The sequence below is a fragment of the Streptomyces xiamenensis genome (assembly GCF_000993785.3).
GTDB lineage: Bacteria > Actinomycetota > Actinomycetes > Streptomycetales > Streptomycetaceae > Streptomyces > Streptomyces xiamenensis.
This window is the reverse complement of sequence record NZ_CP009922.3, coordinates 5,518,545-5,537,905: the sequence shown is the minus strand read 5'-3', so window position 1 is coordinate 5,537,905 and position 19,361 is coordinate 5,518,545. Positions and strand designations below refer to the sequence as shown.

Genomic DNA, 19,361 nt, shown 5'->3' with positions numbered 1-19,361 from the left:
GCTGGGGTATGGTGAGCTTAGGCTTACCTAAGCTCACCCGAGGACATAAGGATCACCGATGCCGTCGAGATTCACCCGTGTGCGCCGCACCTCTGTGGCACTGACCGCCGCCACCGCTGCCGCCGCCCTTGTGCTCAGTGGCTGCGGCTCGTCGGACGACGACGCGGGCAAGGGCTCGTCGGACACGTCCTCCGGCGAGACCGGGGCGTTCCCGGTGACGATCGACAGCGCGCTGGGCCCGGCGGAGATCACCGAGCAGCCCGAGCGGGTCGTCACCCTGGGGCAGGGCTCGGCGGAGACCGCCATCGCGCTGGGCCACACCCCCGTGGGTATCGAGAGCTACGCCTGGGGCAGTGACGACTCCGGCTATCTGCCCTGGATCCACGAGGCGGTGACCGAGGCGGGCGGGGAACTGCCCACCCAGTTCGCCGGGGCCGACGACATCGACTTCGAGACCATCATCGAGCTGGAGCCGGACGTCATCCTGGCGCCGTGGTCGGGCATCACCCAGGAGCAGTTCGACATCCTGTCGGACATCGCGCCGACCGTCGCGTACCCGGATCTGGCCTGGAGCACCAACTGGGACGAGCAGATCGAGATCGTGGCGACCGCGCTCGGACAGCCGGACGAGGCGCGGACGCTGATCGACACGATCGGGGAGCAGCTGGCCGAGGCCGCGGCGACCCGGCCGCAGTACGAGGGCGTGTCCTTCTCCTACATCTACACCACCGGTCCCGGCACTCTCGGGGTGTTCCTGCCCGAGGAGCAGCGGGTGTCCATGGTCTCCCAGCTGGGTCTGACCGTGGACCCGATCGTGAACACCTTCGAGGAGACCGAGGGGACGGACTCGGCGCTGATCGGTCTGGAGAACGCGGACCAGCTCACCGACAGCGACCTGATCTTCACCTTCTACTCCGACGAGGAGACCCGGGAGACCATCGAGGCGCAGCCGCTGTACGCCGCGATCCCGGCGATCGAGCGCGGCTCGATCGTGGCGAGCGACGACAACCCGTTCGTGACGGCGTCCTCGATCATCAACCCGCTGACCGTGCCGTGGGTGATCGACCGTTATCTGCCGCTCATCGACGAGGCCGTCGCCACCCTCGGCGACTGACACGACGGCGGCTCCTCCCCGTGACTTCCGTTGATGTGCACCCCCGCCCGGGCGGTGCCGGCACCGAGCGTGCCGGCACCGCCCGGCGGGTGTTGGTCCTGCTGTCGGCGCTGCTGGTGCTGGCGCTCGCGGTGGCCGCGAGCGTGACCTTCGGCAGCCGGCCGACCTCGTTCGGCGATGTGCTCGACGTGCTGTCGGGCACCGCCGACCCCTTCGTCACCACGGTCGTCGAAAGCCGGTATCCGCGCACGGTGCTGGGCATTCTGGCCGGCCTGTGCCTGGCGGTGGGCGGCACCCTGATGCAGGGGCTGACGCGCAACCCGCTGGCCGATCCCGGGCTCCTGGGCATCAACGCGGGCGCGGCGGCCTCCCTGGTGGCGGCGACCGCGCTGCTGGGCTCCCCGGGGAGCACCGGCACCGTGTGGTGGGCGCTGGCCGGCGCACTGGCGGCCGGGGTGCTGGTGCAGGGCATCGGCTCCGCCGGCGGCGGCTCCGGGGTGGTGCGCCTGGTGCTGGCCGGGGCGGTGGTCTCGGCGGTGCTGTACGCGTTCATCCAGGCGGTGACGCTGAGCCTGCCGGAGGTCTTCGACAGCTACCGCTACTGGGTGGTGGGGGCGCTCGGCGGGCGGGACTTCGAGATCTTCCGCTCCGTACTGCCGTTCGCGGCGGCCGGGTTCGTCCTGGCGCTGCTGCTGGGCCCCGGCCTCAATTCGCTGGCGCTGGGGGACGAGGCGGCGATCTCGCTGGGCGCCAACCCGCTGCTGATCCGCACCGGCGCGCTGATCGCCGCCACCGTGCTGAGCGCCTCGGCGACGGCGGCGGTGGGCCCGATCGCGTTCGTGGGGCTGGCGGTGCCGCACATCGTCCGGGCGCTGGTGGGGATCGACTTCCGGTGGCAGATCGCGATGGCGGCGGTGACCGGCCCGGCGCTGCTGCTGGCCGCCGATGTGGTGGGACGGGTGATCATGCGCCCGCAGGAGCTGATGGTGGGCGTGGTGACGGCGTTCGTGGGGCACCGGTGCTGCTGTACGCGGTGCGCAGGATGAAGGGGAACGCATGACGGGGGTGACGGCCCCGGTGCGGCCGGAGCACGGGCACGGTGCGGCGGCGGGCGCGGCGCCGCGCGGCATGCTGCGGATCGGCCGGGTGGTGGCGCTTCCGGTGCGCGGCCGGTCGGTGCTGATCGCCGTGGCGCTGGTGGCGCTGATCCTGGCGACGGCGGTCGCGACGCTGACGATGGGCCGCCTCGGCATCGCGCCGGGCCGGCTGCCGCAGGCGCTGCTGGGCGGCGCGTCAGGCAAGGAGGCGTTCGTGCTGGAGCGGCTGCGCGGCCCTCGGCTGGTGGTGGGGGTGGGGACCGGTGCGGCGCTGGGGCTGTCGGGGGCGCTGTTCCAGTCGGTGACCCGCAATCCGCTGGGCTCGCCCGATGTGATCGGGCTCGGCGCCGGGGCGGGCGCGGGCGCCGCGGTGGCCGCCCTGTTCTTCCCCGGGGTGCTGCCGGTACCGGTGGGTGCCCTGGCGGGCGCGGCGGCGGCGATGGTGCTGGTGTACGTGTCCACCGGGACCGGGTTCCGCAACCCGGGACGGCTGATCGTGGCCGGCATCGGGGTGGCGGCGATCGCGCTGGCCTTCACCCAGTACGTGGTCTATGTGATGGAGCGGGAGGCGGCCACGGTGCTGGCCGCCTATGTCAACGGTTCGCTGGCGGCCCGGGCCTGGCACCACGCCGGGACGATCTGGCTGGTGCTGGCGGTGGCGGTGCCGCTTTCGGCGCTGATCGCGCGCCGGCTGGACCTCTCCGAGATGGGCGACGAACTCGCGGGCGGTCTGGGGGCGGAGCCGAAGAACACCCGGGTGGCGGCGGTGGTGCTTTCGGTGGTGCTCTCGGCGGGGGCGGTCAGCGTCGCCGGGCCGATCTCCTTCATCGCGCTCACGGCGCCGCAGATCGCCCGGCGGCTGACCAGGGGGACGGGGGCGCATCTGACGCTGTCGGCGCTGATGGGGGCGCTGCTGCTGGCGGTGGCGGATCTGGCGGCGCAGCAGCTGCCGACCGCGGCCAGTCTGCCGGTGGGTATCTACACGATGGCCCTGGGCGGTATCTACCTGGGTTATCTGCTGGTTCGCGAGTGGCAAAGGAAGAGACTGTGAGCAAGCGGGCCGTGGCCGAGCCGGGCCGGAAGGGGCTGAGCGCGCGGGAGGTGACCATCGCCTACGGCGGCGGGGCCCCGGTGGTGCGGGAGCTGAGCCTGGACATTCCGCACGGCGGGCTGACGATGATCATCGGGCCGAACGGCTGCGGCAAGTCGACGCTGCTGAAGGCGCTGGCGCGGGCGGTGAAGCCGGAGCGCGGTCAGGTACTGCTGCACGGCGCGGACATCCACGCGCTGCGCGGCAAGGAGGTGGCCCGTCAGGTGGCGCTGCTGCCCCAGTCCCCGCTGGCGCCGGAGGGGATCAGCGTCCGGGACCTGGTGGCGCGCGGCCGCTATCCGCACCACACGCTGCTGCGTCAGTGGTCCCCCGACGACGAGTCGGCGATCGCGTTCGCGCTGGAGCGCACCGGGCTGAGCGAGCTGGGGCAGGCGCAGGCCGGTGAGCTGTCGGGCGGTCAGCGGCAGCGGGCGTGGATCGCGATGGTGCTGGCGCAGCAGACGGAGCTGCTGCTGCTGGACGAGCCGACGACGTACCTGGACATCGCGCACCAGTACGACCTGCTGGAGCTGTGCGCGGAGTTGCACCGCGAGGGCCGCACGATCGTGGCGGTGCTGCACGATCTCAACCAGGCGGCCCGGTTCGCCTCGCACCTGGTGGTGATGAACGCCGGGCGGGTGGTGGCGCAGGGCCCGCCGGAAGAGGTGATGACGGCGGAGCTCGTCGGCGAGGTGTTCGGGCTGCGGTGCGACATCGTGCCGGATCCGCGCACCGGTACCCCGATGGTGGTGCCGCACGAGCGGACACCGGCCGAGCGGACACCGGCCGAGGGGGCGCGGCGGCAGGCGGAGGATCAGCCGATCTGATCGCCGGTGGCCGCCGCCCCGGCGTGCCGCTCCCCCGCCCCGCGGCGCGCGTCGCGGTGGGCGCGGCGGGTACGGTCCCGGGCGGCGGCGGTGATGTTGCGGGTCATGCCGCCGAAGACCAGGTGGTGGAAGGGGAAGACGCTCCACCAGTAGAGGTGGCCCAGCAGCCCGTGCGGGTGGAAGACGGCGCGCTGGCGGTAGACGGTGCCGCGTTCGTCCTCGGCCACCATCAGCTCCAGCCAGGCCAGACCGGGCAACCGCATCTCGGCCCGCAGCCGCAGCAGGCGGCCGCGCTGGATCTCCTCGACCCGCCAGAAGTCGAGGGTGTCACCGGCCCGCAGCCGGGCCGGGTCGCGGCGGCCCCGGCGCAGCCCGGCGCCGCCGGCCAGCCGGTCCAGCCAGCCCCGGGCCGCCCAGGCCAGCGGAAAGGAGTACCAGCCGCTGTCGCCGCCGATGCTCTCGATGACGTCCCACAGCGCCTGCGGGGTGGCGTCGGTGACGCGTTCACGGCGGTCCGTGTAGAGGCTGCCGCCGGCCCATCCGGGGTCGGTGGGCAGCGGGTTGCTGGGCGCCTTCGGGGTCGCGGCGGAGGTCCAGCGGGTGGCGACGGCGGCCTCGCGCACCCGCTGGAGCGCCAGTGCCAGGGAACGGTCCAGCCCCGTGAGCCCTCCGGGCGGACCGGGAATCCGGCGGACGATGTCGTTCTCCTTGCACACCCCCTCGTACCGCAGGGACTCGGTCAGCGGCCGGGCGATGGCGCCGGGGACCGGGGTGACCAGGCCGACCCAGTGACTGGAGAGCCCGGGGGTGAACACCGGCACGGGCACGATCAGCCGGCGGGGCAGGCCCGCCACCCGTGCGTACCGCTGCATCATCGTGCGATAGGTGACGATGTCGGGCCCGCCGATGTCGAAGCCGCGGTTCACCCCTTCGGGGAGGGCGGCGCAGCCGACGAGATAGTGCAGGACGTCGCGTACGGCGATGGGCTGCACCCGGGTGTCGACCCAGCGGGGGGTGACCATCACCGGCAGGCGTTCGGTGAGATAGCGCAGCATCTCGAAGGACGCGGAGCCGGAGCCCAGGATGACGGCGGCGCGCAGGACGACGGTGGGCACCTCGCTCTCCAGCAGGATGCGGCCGACCTCCGCGCGCGAGCGCAGGTGGGGTGACAGGTCCCGCTCGGGGACGCCCGGGGGGACGGGGCCGCCGAGGTAGATCAGGCGCCGGGTGCCGGCGTTCCCGGCCTCGGTGGCGAACACATGGGCGGCGCGGCGGTCGGTGGCCTCGAAGTCGGAGCCTCCGCTGAGGGCGTGCACCAGGTAGTACGCGATGTCGATGTCGCGCAGGGCGGCGCGGGTGGAGTCCGGGTCCGTGACATCGCCGCGCACGATCTCCACGTCGCCGGCCCAGGGGTGGTCGCGCAGCTTCTCCGGGCTCCTGGCCATGGCTCGCACCCGGTACCCGGCGGCGAGCAGCGCGGGGACCAGCCGGCCGCCGATGTAGCCGCTGGCGCCGGTCACCAGGACCCGGGGGGCGTCACCCGGGCGGTCGGCGCTCACCGGCGCCGCCGGGCGGGGGCCGGGGCGGGCCGGGGTCCGGTCCTGGGGTGGGTGCGCCGTGCCGTGCCGTGCATGGGGTCCCGCTTCCGTGGGGTACGCGTGCCGTGGTGCCACTGTGCCCGACCCGGCGGCATGGAGCCGCGCCGGCGGGGCAGATGGAGCACATGCCGTGCGGCGCCGCTCCCGGCGTGACAGCCGCTTCTTCCCCCAAGGTCAGATGTACTAATTCGACAGACGGATAGTCGGGTTTCGGTGCGGGGTAGGGCCTGCGGGACAACGGACGCGCCCCCGTGCGCGCCGGATGCGTTTTTCACGGAAGGCCAGATCACGGTGACCCAGCCGTTCCAGCTTCCCGATTTCTACACGCCCTATCCCGCCCGGCTCAATCCCCATCTCGAACAGGCCAGAGAGCATTCCCGTCTCTGGGCCCGCGAGCGGGGAATGCTGGAGGGATCGGGTGTGTGGGAACAGCGGGATCTCGACGCCCACGACTACGCACTGCTGTGCGCGTACACCCACCCGGACTGCTCCGCCGAGATGCTGAATCTGGTGACGGACTGGTATGTGTGGGTGTTCTTCTTCGACGACCACTTCCTGGACATGTTCAAACGTCCGCAGGACCGCGAGGGCGGCAAGGCCCATCTGGACCGGCTGCCGGCGTTCATGCCGCTGGACGACGGTGCCGGGATCCCCGAGCCGCTCAACCCGGTGGAGGCGGGCCTGAAGGATCTGTGGCTGCGCACGGTGCCGGATCGCTCGCCGCAGTGGCGGGCGCGCTTCGCGGAGAGCACCGAACATCTGCTCAACGAGTCACTGTGGGAACTGTCGAACATCAACGCGCACCGGATCGCCAATCCGGTGGAGTACATCGAGATGCGCCGCAAGGTCGGCGGCGCGCCCTGGTCCGCCGGGCTGATCGAGCACGCCGCGGGCGCCGAGGTGCCGGCGGCGGTGGCCGGCGCCCGCCCGCTGCTGGTGCTGCGCGACGCCTTCTCCGACGCGGTGCACCTGCGCAACGACCTCTTCTCCTACCAGCGGGAGGTGGAGGAGGAGGGCGAACTGAGCAACGGCGTGCTGGTGCTGGAGACCTTCCTGGGCTGCACCACCCAGGAGGCGGCCGAGGCCGTCAACGACATGCTGACCTCACGGCTGCAGCAGTTCGAGCACACCACCCTCACCGAACTCGCCCCGCTCTTCGCCGAGCACGGGCTGCGGCCCGACGAGTGCGCGGCGGTGCTCGCCTATGTGAAGGGCTTGCAGGACTGGCAGTCCGGCGGCCACGAGTGGCATCTGCGCTCCAGCCGCTACATGAACGAGGGCGCCACCGGGGTGACCGGCTCCGGCGCGCTGTTCGGGCTGAGCGGCCCGGGCACCTCGGCCGTCCTGCCGGGCGGGGTACGGACCACGGCGCGCGCCGAGCGCGGGCGGGCCAGGCGGCACGCGCACCGGCCCTACGAGCGGATCGGTCCGCTGACGCTGCCCGACTTCGTGATGCCGTTCCGCACCACGCTCAGCCCGCACCTGGAGACGGCCAGGCGGCATGTCGTGGAGTGGTCGCGGGCGATGGGGCTGCTGGAGCCGCAGCCCGGGGTGCCCGCCTCCTACATCTGGGACGAACACAAGCTGCGGGCCTTCGACTTCCCGTTGTGTTCGGCCGGGATCCATCCCGACGCCAGCGCCGAGCAGCTGAATCTCACCTCCGACTGGCTGACCTGGGGCACCTACGCGGACGACTACTTCCCGGCGGTCTTCGGGCGTGGCCGTGACCTGGCGGGCGCGCGGGTGTGCGCCGAGCGGCTGAACGCGCTCATGCCGGTGGCCGACACGCCCCCGCCGCCGCCGGCGAACGCGCTGGAGCGGTCGCTGGCCGACCTGTGGCGGCGCACCGCGGGGCCGCTGGACGAGACCGGGCGCACGGCCTTCCGCACCACCGTCTCGGACATGGTGGGCAGTTGGCTGTGGGAGCTGGACAACCAGGCGTTCCACCGGGTGCCCGACCCGGTCGACTACATCGAGATGCGCCGCAAGACCTTCGGCTCCGATCTGACGATGTCGCTGGCCCGGCTGGGGCACGGCAACCTGGTGCCCCCGGAGATCTACCGCAGCGGCCCGATGCGTTCGCTGGAGAACGCCGCCGCCGACTACGCCTGCCTGATGAACGACGTGTTCTCGTACCAGAAGGAGATCGAGTTCGAGGGCGAGGTGCACAACGGCATTCTGGTGGTGCAGAACTTCTTCGACTGCGACCGGGACACCGCCCTGCGGATCGTGGACGATCTGATGAAGGGCCGGATGCGGCAGTTCCAGCATGTGGCGGAGCACGAACTTCCGGTACTGTACGACGATTTCGACCTGTCGGACGAGACCCGGGAGATCCTGGCCGGCTATGTGCGCGAACTGGAGCACTGGCTGGCGGGCATTCTGATCTGGCATCAGGACTGCCACCGTTACGACGAGGACGAGTTGCGCCGGCCGGTGGGCGGGGGCGGGCGGATCCCGGTCGGCCCGCTGGGACTTGGCACCTCGGCCGCCCGGCTGTTCGCCGGCGGTCGCACGGTGGCGCTGCCGGTGGGCTGAGGCGCCGTGCCCGGGCGCGGGTCGCCCCCGGCCGGCCGGTACGGGCCGGCCGGGGAGCGCCCCCCGGATGGTGGATCAGTGGAACTGCTCCTCCTCGGTGGAGCCGCGCAGTGCCGTGGTCTCGGAGGCGGGGTTGAGGGCGGTGGCCACCTGGTCGAAGTAGCCGGTGCCCACTTCGCGCTGGTGGCGCACGGCGGTGAAGCCGCGCCGCTGTGCGGCGAACTCCCGCTCCTGGAGGTCCACATAGGCCGTCATGCCGTGCTCGGCGTAGCGCTGGGCCAGGTCGAACATCGCGTGGTTGAGGGAATGGAAGCCGGCCAGGGTGATGAACTGGAAGCGATAGCCCATCGCGCCCAGTTCGCGCTGGAACTTGGCTATCTGGTCCTCGTCCAGTGTCGCCCGCCAGTTGAAGGAGGGGGAGCAGTTGTAGGCGAGCATCCGGTCGGGGTACCGGGCGTGGACCGCCTCGGCGAACTCCCGGGCCTGGCCGAGGTCGGGGGTGCCGGTCTCCATCCACAGCAGATCGGCGTACGGGGCGTAGGCGAGGCCGCGCGCGATGGCCGACGCCATGCCCGGGCGCACCCGGTGGAAGCCCTCGGGGGTGCGCTCCCCGGTGCAGAACCGGGCGTCGCGCTCATCGGTGTCGCTGGTGATGAGGCTGGCGGCCAGCGCGTCGGTGCGGGCGACCACGAGGGTGGGCACCCCGGCGATGTCGGCGGCGAGGCGGGCGGCGTTGAGGGTGCGGATGTGTGCCGAGGTGGGCACCAGGACCTTGCCGCCGAGGTGGCCGCACTTCTTCTCGCTGGCCAGCTGGTCCTCGTAGTGGATGCCCGCCGCGCCGGCCTCGATGAGCGCCTTGGTGAGTTCGAAGGCGTTGAGCGGTCCGCCGAAGCCGGCCTCGGCGTCGGCGACGATGGGCACCAGCCAGTCGGTGCGGTCCCCCGCGCCCTCGGCGGTGGCGATCTGATCGGCGCGCAGCAGCGCGTTGTTGATCCGGCGCACCACGGCGGGCACCGAGTTGACGGGGTACAGGCTCTGGTCGGGGTAGGTGTGGCCGGCCTGGTTGGCGTCGGCGGCGACCTGCCAGCCCGACAGGTACACCGCCTTGAGCCCGGCCTTGACCATCTGGACGGCCTGTCCGCCGGTGAGGGCACCCAGGGCGTGCAGATAGTCGTGGTCGTGCAGGGCGTGCCACAGCCGGTCCGCGCCGCGCCGGGCGAGGGTGTGCTCCTCGCGGACCGAGCCGGAGAGCCGGATCACGTCCTCGGCGGTGTAGGTGCGTTCGATACCCCGCCAGCGTGGGTCGGTGGCCCAGTGGCGGGCCAGTTCGCGGGCTGTGGTGCCGGTGTGCGGTGGGTGTGTCATGAGGGTCTCCCGGTGTCGCGAAGGGTGTGGACGCGAAGGGGTGTGACCGCGACGCGTCCCGCGCGGGGAAGTGGAGGGTGTGCGGCCCGCCGTGCCGGTGCCGGGGTCGGATCGGCGTGGGTGTGGCCGGCGGTCGGCCGGGCGCTGGGGCCCCGGCGGGCCACAGCACGACCATGGCAGTGGCACTGCGTGCCAACAACCATGGCGACGTGCGAAGTCCTGTGAATCTTCGGCCGCCGTTCGGCCAATGCTGTCAAGGGTGTTACGGGGGGTGGCCCGCCGTGCCATGCTCGCCCTGATACTGGCGGGTAGCTTCGGAGGGGGTCAACGATGACCAAGGTCTACGCCGGTGCGCGACTGCGGCTGCTGCGGCAGGAACGCGGCCTGTCACAGGCCGGACTGGCCCGCGTCCTGTCGATCTCCCCGAGCTATCTCAACCAGATGGAACACGACGCCCGGCCGCTGACCGTCCCGGTACTGCTGCGGCTGACCGAGGCGTTCGGCGTTGACCCCGGCTTCTTCTCGCGGCGCGAGAGCGCCCGGCTGCTCGCGGACCTGACCGAGGCGCTGGCCGAGGAGGTGAGCGCGGGCCGGGTGCGCGCCGCGGACCTGGCCCGCCTCGCACAGGAGCAGCCGGAGCTGGCGGGGACGCTCGTGGAGTACGGGCGGCGCAACGCGGCGCTGACCGAGCGGCTGGCGGAGCTGTCCGGGGGCCGCGCCGGGGTGGCCCCCGCCGGGCCGCGGTCCCCGCACGAGGAGATCCGGGAGTTCTTCTACCGGCGGCAGAACTATCTGCACGATCTGGATGTGGCCGCCGAGCAGTTGGCCCGTTCGCTGGGCATCGGGCCCGGGGAGGCGCTGCCGGCACTGGCGGCGCGCCTGGAGGAGCGGCACGGGGTGCGACTGGCGGACGGCTGCGAGGTGCTGCACCGCTACGATCCCGCCCGGCGCGAACTGCGGCTGTCCGGGCGGCTGCGCCCGGGACAGCGGGCGTTCCGGATGGCGACGCAGGTGGCTCTGCTGGAGTACGCCGAGGAGCTGTCCGCGCTGGCGGCGCAGGATTTCGCGGCGGACACCGACGCCTGGGCACTGGCCAGGATCGGGGTGGCGCACTATGTCGCGGCGGCGCTGCTGCTGCCGTACGGGGTCTTCCACGGCGCGGCGCAGGAGCTGCGGTACGACATCGAGCGGCTGACGGACCGGTTCGGTCTGGGCTACGAGACGGTGTGCCACCGGCTGAGCACCTTGCAGCGGCCGCGCCTGCGGGGTGTGCCGTTCTCCTTCGTGCGGGTGGACCGGGCCGGGAACATGTCCAAGCGCCAGTCGGCCACCGGCTTTCACTTCTCGCGCGCGGGCGGCACCTGCCCGCTGTGGAACGTGTACGAGGCGTTCGCGGCGCCGGGCCGGATCCATGTGCAGATCGCCGCGATGCCGGACGGCCGCCGCTATCTGTGGACGGCCCGCACGGTGACCCGGCACCAGGGCGGCTGGGGAGAGCCGCGCAAGACGTTCGCCATCGGCCTGGGCTGCGAACTGCGCCATGCCGGGCGGCTGGTGTACTCCGACGGTCTCGATCTGTCGCACCGGGCCGCGGCGACCCCGGTGGGCATGGGCTGCCGGATCTGCGAACGGCTGGACTGTCCCCAGCGGGCGGTGCCGCCGCTGGGGCAGCGGCTGGCCTTCGACGAGAACAGCAGCACCTTTGTTCCCTATCCGGTGGCGGAACAGCCCGGGACGTGACGGCCATTCATACAAGCCCATGGATAAACGCATATTCGACAGGCGAATACATACCCCAAAAGGGATCCTCTCAGGGAAATTAAAGAATTCCCTCAGTGGAATCAAAGAGTCCGATGCCTAATGTTTCCCTCACTCCGCTCTCGATTGATCCCGTCGAAATCCGGCAGGGGCCGCGATACGGAAAGGGCAAATGGTGTCGGCGAAAATCTCCGGTAAGAACATCGGACTTTTCAGTAAGGAACGGGGAGTCCACCTGACTCCCGGGGAACCGGCCGTGTACCGGTCGGCTCCCCCCGCACGGGAACGCACCCTGCTCGACGTGCTGCGGGAGTCCGTGACCCGGTGGCCCGAGGCCATCGCCCTCGACGACGGCGGCGAACCGCTCAGCTACCGGGACCTCGACCGCCGCGTGACCGAGGTGGCCCGGCGGCTGCACCGGGCCGGGGTCGGGGCCGGGGACCGGGTGGGGGTACGCATCCCCTCCGGCGGCGCCGACCTGTACATCGGAGTGCTCGGCGTCCTGACCGCCGGCGCCGCCTATGTGCCGGTGGACGCCGAGGATCCGGCGGAACGGGCCGAACTGGTATGGCGCGAGGCCGGGGTGTGCGCCGTGCTCGGCCCGGGCGGGCGGGCGGCCGCCGTGCCCGGCACCCCGCCCGGCGGACTGCCGCGCGCACCCGAACCGGCGGACGACGCCTGGATCATCTTCACCTCGGGCTCCACCGGAAAGCCCAAGGGGGTGGCCATCACCCACCGTTCGGCCGCCGCCTTCGCCGACGCCGAGGCCGCGCTGTTCGTGCCCGACGCCCCCATCGGCCCCGGCGACCGGGTACTGGCCGGGCTCTCGGTCGGCTTCGACGCCTCGTGCGAGGAGATGTGGCTGGCCTGGCGGCACGGCGCCGCCCTGGTGCCCGCCCCCCGCGCACTGGTGCGCACCGGCGCCGAACTCGGCCCCTGGCTGGGCGAGCGGCGGATCACTGTCGTCTCCACGGTGCCCTCCCTGGCGGCCCTGTGGTCGGCCGACATGCTCGCCGGGGTGCGGCTGCTGATCGTCGGCGGAGAGGCGTGCCCGCCCGAGGTGGTGCGCCGCTTCGCCCGCGACGGGCGCGAGGTGTGGAACACCTACGGCCCCACCGAGGCCACCGTGGTGGCCTGCGCCGCCCAGCTGCACGACGGCGAGCCGGTGCGCATCGGACTGCCCCTGAACGGCTGGGAACTGGCGGTCACCGACCGGGACGGCGTTCCCGTGCCCTGCGGGGAGAGCGGCGAACTGGTCATCGGCGGCGTGGGCCTCGGCCGCTACCTCGACACCGACAAGGACGCCGAACGGTTCGCGCCGCTGCCCGCACTGGGCTGGCAGCGCGCCTACCGCAGCGGCGACCTGGTCCGCGCCACCCCCGAGGGCCTGGAGTTCACCGGCCGGGCGGACGACCAGATCAAGATCGGCGGCCGCCGGGTCGAACTCGGCGAGATCGACGCCGCCCTGCTCGCCCTGCCGCAGGTCTCCGCCGCCGCCGCGACGGTGCGCCGCACCCCCGGCGGCCTCGATGTCCTGGTCGGCTATCTGGTGCCCTCCCACGGCGACCCGGGGCGCTTCGACCGCGCGGACGCGCTGCGGCGGCTGCGGGAGACGCTGCCCGCCGCCCTGGTCCCCCGGCTCGCCGTACTGCCCTGCTTCCCGCTCAAGTCCTCGGGCAAGGTGGACCGCGCCGCCCTGCCCTGGCCGCTGCCCGCCGGTGTGCCCGGCCCCGGGCACGAGCCCGGGGCCGGGGCCGGGGCCGGGGCCGGGCACACCGACCCCGTCACCCACCGGCTGCTCGGCCTGTGGAGCGACCTGCTGGGCGTTCAGGCCGGCCCCGAGGACGACTTCTTCGACCAGGGCGGCACCTCCCTGGCCGCCGCCCGGCTGATCTCCGCCCTGCGCGAGCACCACCCCCACATCTCCGTCGCCGACCTCTACCGGCACCCCACCCCCGGCGCACTGCGCACGCTGCTCACCGAGAAACCCCCCGCGCCCCCGGCACCACGGGCACCGCAGCCACCATCCGCCACCGGCCCGGCGCCCGCGGCCGCCCCGCCCCGCACCCCGTGGTGGACCGGCTGCCTCCAACTCGCCGCCCAGCCACTGCTGCACGCCGTGGCCGGGCTGCGCTGGCTGCTGGCGATCGCGCTGGCCGGCACCGCCCTGACGGCCGCCGGCTACCAGGGCTGGCTGCCCACCCTGCCCTGGTGGCTGCTGATCCCGGGCTACGCCCTGCTGTTCACCCTGCCCGGCAAGGTGCTGCTGGCGGCGGGCGGGGTACGGCTGCTGCGCGGCACCCGGCTGACCCCCGGTGAACTGCCGCGCGGCGGCGGCGCCCACCTGCGGCTGTGGGCGGCGGAACGGCTGGTCACCGCGCTGGGCCTGACCACCATCACCGGCACTCCGCTCGTCGTGTGGTACGCGCGGCTGCTGGGCTGCCGGGTCGGGCAGCGGGTGGATCTGCGGGCGCTGCCGCCGGTCACCGGGCTCGGCACCTTCGGCGACGGCTGCGCCGTGGAGCCCGAGGCCGATCTGGCCGGCTGGTGGCTGGACGGTGAGGTGGTACGGATCGGGCCCGTCGCCGTCGGGGCCGGCGCACGGGTGGGCGCCCGCGTCACCCTGCTGCCCGGCGCCGAGGTGGGGGCGGGCGCCGAGGTGCTGCCCGGCGGCAGCCTGGCCGCGCGGGTCCCGGCCGGTGAGTGCTGGGGCGGCTCCCCCGCCGTACGACAGCCGGCCGAGTACACCTGGCCCGCCGCCCGCGGCACCCGCTCACGCGGCTGGGCACTGGGGTACGCGCTCACCCCGGCGCTGCGGGCGCTGCTGCTGTGGGTGGCCTGGGTGCCCTCGCTGGTACTGGCCCACGCGCTGCCGTCCACCGGTGGCACCGCCGAACTGACGCTGCGGCTGCCGGTGCTGGTGGTGCTGGGCATGGTGTGCCACGCGCTGTTCCTCACCCTGGCCGTGCGGCTGGCGGGCCGGTCGCTGCGTCCGGGGGTGCACCGGGTGGACAGCCTGCCGGCGTGGGCCGCCTGGCTGGTGCACGATCTGATGGACACCTCGCGGCGCACGCTGTTCCCGCTGTACGCCTCGCTGTTCACCCCGCTGTGGCTGCGGATGCAGGGAGCGCGGATCGGGCGGTGCGTCGAGGCGTCCACCGTGCTGGCGCTGCCACGGCTGCTGCGGGTGCGGGACGGGGCGTTCCTGGCCGACCAGGTGCTGGCTGCACCGTACGAACTGCGCGGCGGCTGGCTGCGGCTGGGGATCAGCCGGGTGGGTGAGCGGGCCTTCGTCGGCAACTCCGGTCTGGTGGGCCCGGGCCGGCGGGTCGGCGACGGGGCACTGGTCGGGGTGCTGACGGACACTCCGGAGCGGGTACCCGCCGGCTCCTCGTGGCTGGGCAATCCGGCGATGCGGCTGCGCCGGGTGGCCGAGACGCACGATGTGGCGCGCACCTACGCGCCGCCGCCCGCGCTGTACGCGGCGCGGGCCGCCGTCGAACTGTGCCGGGCCGTACCGCTCCTGCTGGCGGGGCTGTTGCGGCTGGCGACGCTGGCGGTGCTGCTGCTGGTGTGGAGCGCGGGCCCCACGTGGCTGCTGCCGGTGGTGTGCGGGCCGCTGCTGTGGGCGGCCGGGCTGGCGGCCGGAGCCCTGACGACCGCCGCCAAGTGGGTGCTGATGGGGCGGTTCCGGCCGGGCCGGCACCCGCTGTGGAGCCCGTTCGTGTGGCGCAACGAGCTGTACGACTGCTTCGTGGAGGTGCTCGCCGTGCCGTGGATGGTGCAGCCCGCGACCGGGACGCCGTTGCTGAACTGGTGGCTGCGCAGCCTGGGGGTGCGGGTGGGACGCGGTGTGTGGTGCGAGTCGCACTGGCTGCCGGAGCCGGACCTGGTGCGGCTGGGCGCCGGGGCGGCCGTGAACCGGGGCTGCGTGCTGCAGACGCACCTGTTCCACGACCGCGTCATGCGTCTGGAGCCGGTGGTGGTGGGCGGGTCCGCGACGGTGGGACCGCACAGCATCACGCTGCCCGGCAGCGAGGTCGGCGCGGGTACCTCGGTGGGCGCCGGGTCGCTGCTGATGGCGGCCGAGCGGCTGCCCGGCGACGGGCGCTGGCAGGGCAACCCGGTACGGCCGGTGCCCGCCGGCTGAGCGCCGTACGATCCGGGGCCCGCGCGGGCACCGCGGGCCCCGGACCTGCGCCACCGCGCGGATGGCGGGGGCGGGTCCCGGTCCCACCGGCCCGGTGGCCCGGCCACCGGATGTAGGGCCTCGTCCCCGGGATATGGGGCCCCGGACCGATGACGGGCCGGTGGACCGGATGACATAACGGTGATCATGAACACCGACTTCCTGGACGCGACCCGCGTCGCCGCCTACCTCGAACGCATCGGTCTGCCCGGTGGCGGCCCGCCCGACGAGGAACGGCTGAACCTCCTGCACCGCGAGCACCAGCGGACCGTGCCCTTCGAGAACCTGAGCATCCACCTCGGCGAGGACATCCGGCTGGACCCCGAGGCGCTGGTGGCCAAGGTGGTGGACCGGCGCCGGGGCGGCTTCTGCTACGAGTTGAACGGCGCCTTCGCCGCGCTGCTCACCGCCCTCGGATACCGGGTGACCCTGCTGGCCGCGCGGATCCACGGAAAGGCGGGGTTCGGGCCGCCGCTGGACCATCTCGCCCTGCGCGTGGACACGGACCGGCCGCTGCTGGTGGATGTCGGCGCCGCCCGGTTCGCCGACTTCCCGCTGAGTCTGGAGGACCGCTCCGAACAGCACGACCCGGGCGGCGTCTTCCAGCTCCGGGAGGCCCAGGACGGCGATCTGGACCTCTACCGGGACGGTGAACCCCACTACCGGCTGGAGCCGAGGCCACGGACGCTGACCGATTTCGAGATGGCCTGCTGGTGGCAGCGCACCTCCCCCGACTCCGACTTCACCCGCGCGCCGATGTGCTCCCTGCGCACGGCGGACGGCCGCGTCACCCTCAGCGGCGACCGGCTGACCCTCACCGACCACCTCGGCAGGCGAACGGAGGAACTGCCCGACGAGGCGGCCGTGCTCGCCGCCTACCGCACGTACTTCGGTGTGGAGCTGACCCACGCCCCGCCGCCCGGCCGCCGGGAACCCGTCGTCAGTGCGCCGGCGCCGCTTCCTCCGGTCCGGCGGTGACCACCGCGGACGGGTCGGGGCGGGTGGGCAGCACCTGGGTGACGTAGTCGGCGGCCGTGGCGTCCATCCCCACGTCACTGTGGGCCCGTTCGGACAGCAGCAGCCGGTGCTCCAGCAGTTCGTGGTAGAGCTGCGCGGTGTCGATGCCGCCGCGCAGCTCCAGGGGAACGGCGCGCACGGCGGGCCGGAAGACATCGCGGACCCAGCGGTGCGCCAGCACCTCGGGCCGGGCACCGAGCGGGTCGCCCGGCGCGTAGTCCTCCTGACCCGCCATCCAGGTCTCCAGGTCGTTCAGCAGACTGCGCGCCTGGTTCTCCTCGGCGTCCAGACCGGTCAGCCGCAGCAGTTGCCGCTGGTGGTGCCCGGCGTCCACGACCTTGGGCAGGAACGCCACCTTGTCCCCGTCCGGCGAGCGCTGGATCTGCATCTCGGCGACGTCGAACCCCAGGTCGTTCAGCCGGCGGATGCGCCGGTCGATGTAGTGCCGCTTGTCGCGCGGGTAGACCGAGGTACGGGTCAGCTCGTGCCACAGCTCGCCGTACCGTTCCACGATGGCCAGGCCGAACGCGACCGGATCGACCGCCGGGTGCAGGCTGCCGCCCGCCTCCAGGTCCATCAGTTCCCCGGCGATGTTCACCTGCGCGACCTCGATGTCGTAACCGCGCTGGCCGTCGGTCAGCCGGGGCTGGATCTGCCCGGTCTCGGCGTCCACCAGATAGGCGGCGTAGGCGCCGGCGTCGCGGCGGAAGAGAGTGTTGGACAGCGAGCAGTCGCCCCAGGCGAAGCCGCTCAGATGCAGCCGCACCAGCAGGACGGCCAGCGCGTCCAGCAGCCGCTTGATGGTGTCGGGGCGCATGGTCGTCTCGAACATGGAGCGGTAGGGCAGGGACCCCTTCAGCTGCCGGGTGATGAGCACCGGCTCCAGCGGTTCTCCCTGGGCACCGGTTCGGCCGGTGACCACGGCGAGCGGGTCGACGGCCGGCACGGCGAGCCGGTCCAGGTCGCGCAGCAGCGCGTACTCGCGCACCGCCGCCCACTCCCCCACCTCCTTGACCGCGACCACCTCGTCGCCCGCCCGGGCGAAGCGCACCACGTGCCGGGAGATGCCGCGCGGCAGCGCCACCAGGTGCTTGTCGGGCCACCGCTCCAGCGGGACGTCCCACGGCAGGTCGAGCAGCGTGGCCGGGTGCGAGGGGTCGGTGGCGGTGATCTGCAGGTCCATGGCCCCAGTGTGCGGCAGCGGACCGCACCCGCGGCACGGGGGCACCGGATCGTGGACACACGCGTGCGAAGGTGCGGCGGCCTGGTTGCATGGGTCAGGACCACGACCCCCTACCGGCGGGAGATGACGCGATGACGGGGCAGGCTCAGATCGGTGTGACGGGACTTGCGGTGATGGGGCGCAATCTGGCGCGCAACCTCGCCCGGCACGGCCATGTGGTGGCCGTCCACAACCGGACCGCCGCCAGGACCCGGCAACTGGTGGAGGAGTTCGGCCACGAGGGTGAGTTCGTGCCGGCCGAGTCGGCGGCCGACTTCGTCGCGGCGCTGCAGCGGCCGCGCAAGCTGGTGATCATGGTGAAGGCGGGTGAGGCCACGGACGCGGTGATCGACGAGTTCGCACCGCTGCTGGAGCCGGGTGATGTGATCGTGGACGGCGGCAACGCGCACTTCGCGGACACCCGGCGGCGCGAGGCGGCGCTGCGCGAGCGCGGGCTGCACTTCGTGGGCTGCGGGATCTCCGGCGGCGAGGAGGGCGCGCTGCACGGCCCGTCCATCATGCCGGGCGGCTCCGCCGCCTCCTACGCGTCGCTCGGCCCGCTGCTGGAGTCGATCGCCGCGCGGGTGGACGGCGAGCCGTGCTGCACGCACATCGGCCCGGACGGCGCAGGACACTTCGTCAAGATGGTGCACAACGGCATCGAGTACGCCGACATGCAGCTGATCGCCGAGGCGTACGACCTGCTGCGCCGGGTCGCGGGGTACCAGCCGGGGCAGATCGCCGAGGTGTTCCGCACCTGGAACGAGGGCCGGCTGGACTCGTACCTGATCGAGATCACCGCCGAGGTGCTGGCGCACACCGACGCGGCCACCGGCCGGCCGTTCGTGGACGTGGTGGCCGACCAGGCGGAGCAGAAGGGCACGGGCCGCTGGACCGTGCAGATCGCCCTGGATCTGGGGGTGCCGGTGTCCGGCATCGCGGAGGCGGTGTTCGCCCGCTCGCTGTCCGGGCACGGCGCGCTGCGCGAGGCCGCGCAGCTGCTGCCCGGCCCCAAGCGGCCCGAGCTGCACCCCGACGACGCGGCGCAGTTCGCCGACCATGTGGAGGCGGCGCTGTACGCGTCGAAGATCGTGGCGTACGCGCAGGGCTGGCACCAGATCCAGGCGGGCAGCCAGGAGTACGGCTGGGACATCGACCCCGGCGCGGTGGCGGCGATCTGGCGCGGCGGCTGCATCATCCGGGCCCGGTTCCTGGACGAGATCCGCGCGGCGTACGCGGGCGGCGAGCCGCCGGTGACGCTGCTGGCGGACGGCACCTTCCGGGACGCGCTGGAGCGGGCCCAGAACGCCTGGCGGCACGTGGTCGCCACGGCGGCCCAGCTGGGTGTGCCGGCGCCGGGCTTCTCGGCGGCGCTGGCGTACTACGACGCGCTGCGCGCCCAGCGGCTCCCGGCGGCGCTGGTGCAGGGCCAGCGGGACTACTTCGGGGCCCACACCTACCGGCGCACCGACCGGGAGGGGGCCTTCCACACGCTGTGGGGCGGGGACCGCTCCGAGGTCGGGGCCTGAGCGGCACGCGGCGTGGG

At 73.2% G+C, this 19,361-nt stretch carries 11 protein-coding genes and 1 pseudogene; 9 read left to right on the top strand and 3 right to left on the bottom strand.

All coding sequences use genetic code 11. The features are described 5' to 3' along the window. Positions 1-58 precede the first annotated feature (58 nt). From SXIM_RS25380 to SXIM_RS25365, 4 genes and pseudogenes are all read left to right on the top strand, one after another. Positions 59-1,114, top strand: coding sequence for an iron-siderophore ABC transporter substrate-binding protein (locus SXIM_RS25380; protein WP_030731786.1), 1,056 nt, complete (start codon positions 59-61; stop codon positions 1,112-1,114). Positions 1,115-1,134: 20 nt separating this feature from the next. Beyond that, positions 1,135-2,174 (top strand): annotated as a pseudogene (locus SXIM_RS25375) (FecCD family ABC transporter permease). Further along, positions 2,171-3,262: a FecCD family ABC transporter permease gene (locus SXIM_RS25370; RefSeq protein WP_046725203.1), complete on the top strand. Its 1,092-nt coding sequence runs from the start codon at positions 2,171-2,173 to the stop codon at positions 3,260-3,262. Before SXIM_RS25375 ends, SXIM_RS25370 begins: the two are co-directional and overlap by 4 nt. Then, positions 3,259-4,128, top strand: coding sequence for an ABC transporter ATP-binding protein (locus tag SXIM_RS25365; RefSeq protein WP_046725202.1), 870 nt, complete (start codon positions 3,259-3,261; stop codon positions 4,126-4,128). Before SXIM_RS25370 ends, SXIM_RS25365 begins: the two co-directional genes overlap by 4 nt. Here SXIM_RS25365 and SXIM_RS25360 read toward each other — a convergent pair. Further along, positions 4,116-5,687, bottom strand: coding sequence for an SDR family oxidoreductase (locus SXIM_RS25360; RefSeq protein ID WP_046725201.1), 1,572 nt, complete (start codon positions 5,685-5,687; stop codon positions 4,116-4,118). The two genes, SXIM_RS25365 and SXIM_RS25360, sit on opposite strands and share 13 nt — an antisense overlap. 330 nt (positions 5,688-6,017) lie before the next feature. Between SXIM_RS25360 and SXIM_RS25355 the strand changes: the two genes are divergently transcribed. Then, positions 6,018-8,264, top strand: a complete 2,247-nt coding sequence (locus SXIM_RS25355) for a terpene synthase family protein (protein WP_030731770.1) — start codon at positions 6,018-6,020, stop codon at positions 8,262-8,264. A gap of 75 nt (positions 8,265-8,339) precedes the next feature. On the opposite strand, the gene aceA is transcribed toward SXIM_RS25355, so the two are convergent. Beyond that, positions 8,340-9,629, bottom strand: coding sequence for an isocitrate lyase (gene aceA, locus SXIM_RS25350; RefSeq protein WP_046725200.1), 1,290 nt, complete (start codon positions 9,627-9,629; stop codon positions 8,340-8,342). 330 nt (positions 9,630-9,959) lie between these two features. On the opposite strand from aceA, the gene SXIM_RS25345 reads away from it, so the two are divergent. The 3 genes from SXIM_RS25345 (at position 9,960) to SXIM_RS25335 (ending at position 16,554) form a co-directional block, all read left to right on the top strand. Beyond that, positions 9,960-11,369, top strand: a complete 1,410-nt coding sequence (locus SXIM_RS25345; protein WP_030731763.1) for a short-chain fatty acyl-CoA regulator family protein — start codon at positions 9,960-9,962, stop codon at positions 11,367-11,369. A 190-nt stretch (positions 11,370-11,559) separates the two neighbouring features. Beyond that, entirely contained in the window at positions 11,560-15,537 is a 3,978-nt protein-coding gene (locus tag SXIM_RS25340; protein WP_168222795.1) for a Pls/PosA family non-ribosomal peptide synthetase, read from the top strand. A gap of 186 nt (positions 15,538-15,723) precedes the next feature. Then, on the top strand, positions 15,724-16,554 hold the full coding sequence (locus SXIM_RS25335) for an arylamine N-acetyltransferase family protein (RefSeq protein ID WP_046725922.1): 831 nt from the start codon (positions 15,724-15,726) through the stop codon (positions 16,552-16,554). On the opposite strand, the gene SXIM_RS25330 is transcribed toward SXIM_RS25335, so the two are convergent. Beyond that, positions 16,517-17,776 (bottom strand): DUF4032 domain-containing protein, encoded by a 1,260-nt coding sequence (locus tag SXIM_RS25330; RefSeq protein ID WP_046725199.1) that lies wholly within the window; start codon positions 17,774-17,776, stop codon positions 16,517-16,519. The genes SXIM_RS25335 and SXIM_RS25330 overlap by 38 nt on opposite strands. 131 nt (positions 17,777-17,907) lie before the next feature. On the opposite strand from SXIM_RS25330, the gene gndA reads away from it, so the two are divergent. Further along, positions 17,908-19,344, top strand: coding sequence for an NADP-dependent phosphogluconate dehydrogenase (gndA, locus tag SXIM_RS25325; RefSeq protein ID WP_030731752.1), 1,437 nt, complete (start codon positions 17,908-17,910; stop codon positions 19,342-19,344). The last annotated feature ends 17 nt before the right edge of the window (positions 19,345-19,361 follow it).

Coding starts and splice junctions, on each gene's coding strand:
- SXIM_RS25380 (WP_030731786.1), top strand. CDS start 59: ATGCCGTCGAGATTCACCCGTGTGCGCCGCACCTCTGTGGCACTGACC.
- SXIM_RS25370 (WP_046725203.1), top strand. CDS start 2,171: ATGACGGGGGTGACGGCCCCGGTGCGGCCGGAGCACGGGCACGGTGCG.
- aceA (WP_046725200.1), bottom strand. CDS start 9,629: ATGACACACCCACCGCACACCGGCACCACAGCCCGCGAACTGGCCCGC.
- SXIM_RS25345 (WP_030731763.1), top strand. CDS start 9,960: ATGACCAAGGTCTACGCCGGTGCGCGACTGCGGCTGCTGCGGCAGGAA.
- SXIM_RS25340 (WP_168222795.1), top strand. CDS start 11,560: ATGGTGTCGGCGAAAATCTCCGGTAAGAACATCGGACTTTTCAGTAAG.
- SXIM_RS25335 (WP_046725922.1), top strand. CDS start 15,724: ATGAACACCGACTTCCTGGACGCGACCCGCGTCGCCGCCTACCTCGAA.
- SXIM_RS25330 (WP_046725199.1), bottom strand. CDS start 17,776: ATGGACCTGCAGATCACCGCCACCGACCCCTCGCACCCGGCCACGCTG.
- gndA (WP_030731752.1), top strand. CDS start 17,908: ATGACGGGGCAGGCTCAGATCGGTGTGACGGGACTTGCGGTGATGGGG.